General features: G+C 57.0%; 3 protein-coding genes and 2 pseudogenes. 1 reads left to right on the forward strand and 4 read right to left on the reverse strand.

Going from position 1 to position 3391, the window contains the following annotated elements; all coding sequences use genetic code 11:
* Positions 1–115: 115 nt before the first annotated feature.
* Together ccoG and DQ405_RS26110 are read right to left on the reverse strand one after the other, a co-directional pair.
* Positions 116–1526 (reverse strand): annotated as a pseudogene (ccoG, locus tag DQ405_RS26105) (cytochrome c oxidase accessory protein CcoG).
* Positions 1527–1710: 184 nt separating this feature from the next.
* Entirely contained in the window at positions 1711–1950 is a 240-nt protein-coding gene (locus tag DQ405_RS26110; RefSeq protein ID WP_032901622.1) for a DUF3203 family protein, read from the reverse strand.
* A 122-nt stretch (positions 1951–2072) separates the two neighbouring features.
* Between DQ405_RS26110 and DQ405_RS26115 the strand changes: the two are divergent.
* A pseudogene (locus tag DQ405_RS26115) lies at positions 2073–2565 on the forward strand (MgtC/SapB family protein).
* A 19-nt stretch (positions 2566–2584) separates the two neighbouring features.
* Here the strand turns inward: DQ405_RS26115 and DQ405_RS26120 are convergent.
* Together DQ405_RS26120 and DQ405_RS28860 are read right to left on the reverse strand one after the other, a co-directional pair.
* Entirely contained in the window at positions 2585–3157 is a 573-nt protein-coding gene (locus tag DQ405_RS26120; protein WP_241730230.1) for a M10 family metallopeptidase C-terminal domain-containing protein, read from the reverse strand.
* A partial coding sequence (locus DQ405_RS28860) for a recombinase family protein (RefSeq protein WP_174824727.1) occupies positions 3154–3391 on the reverse strand: 238 nt, incomplete at its 5' end. The genes DQ405_RS28860 and DQ405_RS26120, both read right to left, overlap by 4 nt.

Raw genomic sequence — 3391 nt, forward strand, 5'->3', positions numbered from 1 at the left:
ATTGTAGGCGTGGCTTGCCTGCGAAGGCGGTGTGTCAGTCACTGCATCTGTTACTGCTCTACCGCTTTCGCAGGCAAGCCAGCTCCCACATTTGATCTCTGTTGTTGATGAAGTATCAGCGATTCAAGGGCGCTACGAAGCGGCTGTCAGCAGCGGTATAGATCCAAGGTTCATCCACATCAGTGACTTTAAAACGTAAGGTTTGAGAGCTGCTGGCCGGTGTGTCCGCCAGCAATGCTACCGACACCGGTATATCGACAATTTCCCCGGCAGCCAGGCTGACCTGGGTCTTGCCTTGCAACTGGAACCCCTCGGCATCCACCAGTTCCAGGCGGTATTCCTGGCGCTGCTGGGTTTTGTTGATCACCTTGAGGCTGTAGATGTTTTCGATCAAACCCAGGCTGTTTTCGCGGAACATGCCACGGTCTTTGGTCACATCCAGCGACACCATCGGCCGTTCAATCAGGGCCACCACCAGTGCCGCGAGCATCACCACCAGCACTGCACTGTAGCCGATCAGGCGTGGCCGCAGCAGATGAGTCTTGCCACCCTGCAATTGGTGCTCACTGGTATAACTGACCAAGCCACGGGCATAGCCCATTTTGTCCATGATCGAATCGCAGGCGTCGATGCAGGCTGCGCAGCCGATGCATTCCATCTGCAGGCCGTCGCGGATATCGATGCCCGTGGGGCATACCTGCACGCATAGCTGGCAATCGATGCAGTCACCGAGGCCAACCTGCGCTGGCGGCACGTCACGTTTACGCGGGCCACGTTGCTCGCCGCGGGCGGCGTCGTAGGAAATAGTCAGGGTGTCTTTATCAAACATCACGCTCTGGAAGCGTGCATAGGGGCACATATGCATGCATACGGCTTCGCGTAGCCAGCCGGCATTGATGTAAGTGGCCCCCGTGAAAAACAATACCCAAAAACAGGCTCACACCGCCCATCTGCCACGTCAGCAGTTCGGCGGCCAAGGGGCGGATGGGGGTGAAGTAGCCCACAAACGTCAGCCCGGTCAACACACTGATACCCAGCCACAACGTATGTTTGGCCGAGCGCCGTGCCAGCTTATTCAGGCTCCAGGGTGCCGCCTGCAGTTTGATACGTTGGTTGCGTTCACCCTCGGTCACCTTCTCGCACCACATGAACAGCCAGGTAAACGAGCTTTGCGGGCAGGTGTAGCCGCACCAGACGCGGCCGGCAAACACCGTGATCGCGAAGAGGCCGAAGGCACAGATGATCAACAGCGCCGAGAGCAGGATGAAATCCTGGGGCCAGAATGTCGCACCAAAGATATGGAACTTGCTCTCGGCCAAGTCCCATAGTACGGCTTGGCGTCCACCCCAGTTCAGCCACACAGTGCCAAAAAAAGCCAGAAACAGCAGGCCGGCACCGCCCACGCGCAAGGTGCGGAACACACCGGTAAAACTGCGGGTATGGATCAGGTTGTCGCTGGATTTGGCCTTCACCTTCTTTGGGTGAATGGGCTCAAAGGTTTCCACGGTTGGGATTCGTTCGCTCATGGTCATTCGCTCATCAGCCTCCATCAGGCGGATGAACTATGGGCGACAGACTGTTCGCATAACAGACTCAGGTGGAAGGATAAAAAGCGGATCAGATAGGCTTGATGCGTTCTTGTGCGTCAATGTGCTGCACCCCGAATCTATAGGGGTGCAGGGATTCAAAGGGTTCGATGATACAGATCAATCAAATCACCGAACCAGGCTCTTGCGCCTTTACATGGTTACGGCCATCCGTGGCCCCTTCAACCGTCAGCGCGTCGGCTTCGGCTTCAGTGATATAGATCCGCTCGCCCGCCAACTCCACATAGGACATGGCTTTGTCATGGTCGGTAAGGATCTTCACGCGGGTGGCTGGCAGGCTTTGTTCCTGGCCGTCCACGTCGAGCGTGAAGTAGCACAAATGGTTTTCGATGCGCAGGGGCATGGCGATCTCCTTTCTATGGGCTCTATCACGTTAGGCGACCCCTATGACAAGGGGTTCCAGGCAACTGACTGGCGGTCTGCGCTGTCCATCCTTTATCTATCCATAATAAAAGGAGCGCATCCATGGACGCCTGGTGGCATCAAGTGTGGCAAACCCTGCAAGCCGAATTCGCGGACATCGGCGATGCCCGGCAACTCACCCAAGTGACGGTGCGCCTGCTGATCGCCGCGATCCTGGGCGGCATCCTGGGTTTTGAGCGTGAGCACAAGGGCAAGGCGGCTGGCGTGCGCACCCATATGCTGGTTGCGCTTGGTGCGGCGCTGTTCGTGCTGGTGCCGCAGATGTCCGGCAACCAGGCGGACGCCATGAGCCGTGTGGTTCAGGGGGTGATTGCGGGTATCGGCTTCCTTGGCGCCGGCACCATCCTCAAGGGCAAGGAAGATGAAGAGGGCCAGCATGTGAAGGGCCTGACCACGGCTGCCGGGTTGTGGATGACCGCCGCCATTGGTGTGGCGGCGGGGATGGGGCGTGAAATCGACGGCAGTACTCAGTACACTGCTGGCCCTGGCGGTGTTCAGCATCATGCCGAGAATCGTCAGATTGTTGGAAAAGTGATCCTGAGTCATACCGCGGATCAGGTCACGATGTTGCTTTGGCGTACCTCACCAAACACCTTGAGCAAAAAAGGGTCTTTGCCCGGCGCATCGGCGATGACAATTACGCTCGTGTTGGCGCTGGGCGAGTGATGGATCTGCATTTCACCGATTACTTCTGGAAACCGATCGACCGGCCGCAGCGACGTGTTCAGCTGCCGCTGGATGCCGGACAGGTCCAGTTTATCTCCCGATTTGAAATTGCGGATCTCGCTGGGGGCCTCCAGGGTAGATTCACTGGTGGCGTTGAAACTGTAGGTTGCAGCGCGAGTGTCGGCAGGCGATGAGTCCTGCGTTTCAGGCGCCGCCGATTGGTCGAGCTTTTCGTCGCTCAGGGACGAAGCTGCATCCGTGAGGGCTTTGGACTTGGTCTCCATTGCAGAAAAATTTTTGCTCAAAGCACCCAGTTCTTCGAGCCAATTTTTGTGATGGTCAACGGTGTTCCAGATGTCGCCGTCGAACGCGGCGGTAATGATTTCCAGAAGTTTGAGCCTCATTTTATCGGCCGCCTCATTGATCACCTGGTGCTTGGCAGACTCCAGGTTTGTAATCAATATTTTTTTTGTCGAGCTTGTCCCGGATCTCTCGAAGTGTTTCGCGGWWWWAAAAAAATTTTTTTTTTTTGGGGGGGGGGGGGGGGAAAAAAAACCAACTCGACCAGGTGCTTGAGGGAACGCCCAAGGCGATCCAGCTTCCAGATCACCACGGCATCACCCGGCCGCACGTTGGCCAGCAGTTTGTCCAATCCGGCCGGGCGCTTTTCGCGCCGCTGGCGATGTCTTGGTAGA

The sequence above is a fragment of the Pseudomonas sp. SST3 genome, from assembly GCF_003325755.1.